This window comes from Mycobacterium sp. E3198 (assembly GCF_001667015.1).
GTDB lineage: Bacteria > Actinomycetota > Actinomycetes > Mycobacteriales > Mycobacteriaceae > Mycobacterium.
The window spans coordinates 1-3,088 of record NZ_LZIS01000205.1 but is presented as its reverse complement, the minus strand read 5'-3'; the positions used below and the strand labels follow the sequence as shown (position 1 = coordinate 3,088).

Here is a 3,088-nt window from a genome sequence, read left to right as displayed (position 1 = left end):
CGCCCGGGATGCTCGTTCTGCGCGGTGTGGATCAGCGCCCACACCGCGGCGTGCGCCGCATCGGGGACACGGTCAAAAGCGCTCACACTGACCGCATTACGGGTCACCACCACCAGATGGCTCTGGGCGGCGTCGGGCCGCGCCAACCAACCCTGCAACTGGGCCAACACCTCGCGGGTCAGGCCGTGCACCCGCCGCAGCGGATCCGCCTCGTCGGCGCGAGGCACCGGCCAGACCACCAATTCCGGGGGCGCGGTCACCGAGGCGAGGTCCTCGACCCACGCCGGTGGTTGGCCGCCCGCCGGGCCGGCCAGTTCGGGCGCCGACGGCCAGGTCAGCTCGAACAGGCTGTCGGATAGCCCGGCCAGCGAACGCCGGCCGATCTGGTCGGAGACGGCGCGCAGCGTCAACGCGCCGATGGTGATCACCGGCGCGCCGGTGGGGTCGGTGGCGCGCAGCTCGAACGTGTCCTCGCCGATGCGGGTCAGCTGCACGTGGAGTTGGCTGGCGGAGGTGGCATACAAGGTGACCCCGGTGAACGCGTACGGCACCCGCAGCGACGCCGGGTCGGCCACGCGGTCCAAGACGGCGGCCAACGGGTGCAGGGCGGCGTCGAGCAGGGCGGGGTGGATGCCGTAGCCGGCGACATCGGTGCCGGCGGGCAACGCCACCTCGGCGTACACGACGTCGGGGCGGGCCGGGTCGGTGCCGATGCCCCGCACCGACCGGAACGGACCGCCGTAGCGGTAGCCGCGCTGGGCCAGCCCGTCGTAGAAGTCGTCCTGGTCGAGCGCCTCGAAACCCGGTGTGGGAGTGGCGGTGCCGGCGATGGGCTGATCGGCGCTCAGCGCGCCGCTGGCGTGCAGCGTCCACGCGTCGGCAAGCTGACCGCCGGGGCGCGAGTGCACGGTAAACGGGCGCCGACCCTGCTCGTCGAGCGGTTGCACCAGGATCTGCAGATCGGCCGGGGCCTGCTCCGACAGCGTCAGGGCGGTATGCAGGACCAGCTCGTCGATCGTCGGGCAGCCCGCCAGCTCACCGGCCCGCAGGAGCACCTCGACGAACCCGGTCGCCGGGAACAGCACGGTGTCGTTGACCTGATGGCCGGCCAGCCAGCCCTGGGTGCCGGTCGAGAGCCGCCCGCTGATCATGAACTGGTCTTGGTCGGCCAGCCCGACGACGGCGCCCAACAGGGGGTGTTCCGCGCGGTCGAGGCCGAGGCCGCCGGCGTCGCCGGCCGGGGCGGGGTTCAGCCAGTAGCGGCGGTGTTCGAAGGGGTAGGTGGGCAACGCGACGGTGCGCGCGTGCGGGTACAGCGCCGACCATGACGGGCTGTGGCCGTGGTTGTGCAGCTGCGCCAGCGTGGTGGCCAGGCTGTCTTGGTCGGGGTGGTCGCGGTGCAGCGTGATGACCACCGACGATTGCGTGCGCCCCGCGGCCTGGGCCAGGGTGTCGGTGATCGCCGGGGCCAGCACCGGGTGCGGCGAGAGCTCCACGAACGTGCACTCGCCGGCGGCCAGGCGCTCGACCACCCGGTCGTGGAACCGGACCGGCTTGCGCAGATTGCGGTACCAGTAGTCGGCGTCCATGGTGGTGGTGTCGAGCGGATCGGCCGAAAGCGCCCGTCCGACTGTGGAATACAGCGGGATGCGCGCCGGCACCGGTATCAGGCCGGCCAGCCCGGCCAGGAGGCGCTGGCGTGCCGGTTCCACCTGAGCGGAGTGCGAGGCGTAATCGACCGCGATGTGCCGGATGTGGACGCCGTCGCGATCGCAGGCCGCGGTGAACTCCTCCAGCGCGGTGGGGTCACCGCTGATGATGGTGTGCGACGGGCCGTTGATCGCCGCGATGCTCAGCGCATCGCCCCAGGGTTGCAGGCGTGGCCGTAGTTGTTCGGCGTCCAGCAGCACCGAGGCCATGCCGCCGGTGCCGCGCAGGTCGCTCAGCGCCTGGCTGCGCAACGCCACCACCTTGACGGCGTCGGGCAACGGAAGCACCCCGGCGATGTACGCCGCCGCGATCTCTCCCTGCGAGTGCCCGATGACTGCGTCGGGGACGATGCCGTAGCTGGCCAACGCCTCCGCCAGCGACACCATCATGGTGAACAGCACCGGCTGCACCACCTCGACGCGATCCAACGCCGGCGCCGCGGGATCCTGCACCAGGACGTCGCGCACCGACCAGTCGACGAAGGGGCGCAACGCGTCGTCGCAGGCGTCGACGGTGGCGGCGAAGGCGCGGTGGTGCTCGTAGAGCTCGCGCCCCATGCCCGGGTATTGGGCGCCTTGGCCGGGCAATACGAACACCGTCTTGCTCCGCAGGTGGGCCAGGTAATGGTGGCCGGTCAGGTTCGGGTGCGGCTGGCCGTCGCGCAACGCCGCCAGCGCCTCCAGCAGGTCCTCGCGGGGGTCGGCGCTCGAGGCCGACGCCGCAATGACCGCCCGGTGGGAGTGGTGGGTGCGAGTGACGCCCAGGCTGTAGGCCACGTCGGTGAGGTCCAGGTCGGGGTGGCCGACCAGATGCTGGTGCAGCCGCTCGGCCTGCGCGCTCAACGCGGCGGGGGTGCGGGCCGACACCGGCCAGATCCGCAGCGGGAAGTCGGTGCTCTCCTCGGTGGGCTCGGCCGGCTCTGGAGTGGGGGCCTGTTGCAGGATCACGTGGGCGTTGGTGCCGCTGATGCCGAACGAGGAGACCGCCGCGGTGCGGGGATGATCGGTGTGCGGCCACGCCACCGCCTCGGTGAGCAGGCGCACCGTGCCGGCCGACCAGTCGACGTGCGGGCTGGGCTGATCGACGTGCAGCGTCGGGGGCAAGGTGTCGTGGTTGAGGGCCTCGATCATCTTGATCATCCCGGCAACCCCGGCGGCGGCCTGGGTGTGGCCGATGTTGGATTTGATCGATCCCAGCCACAGCGGGTGCTTGGCGTCGCGGGCGGTGCCGTAGGTGGCGATCAGCGCGCCCGCCTCGATCGGGTCGCCCAGGGTGGTGCCGGTGCCGTGCGCCTCGACGATGTCGACCTGATCGAGCGCGACGCCGGCGTTGGCCGCGGCCTGGGTGATGACGCGTTGCTGGGCGGGCCCGTTGGGGG

At 72.1% G+C, this 3,088-nt stretch carries 1 protein-coding gene; it reads right to left on the bottom strand.

The features are described 5' to 3' along the window. The coding region (locus tag A5673_RS22750; protein WP_156748504.1) for a type I polyketide synthase at nt 1-3,088 on the bottom strand (3,088 nt) is incomplete at both ends.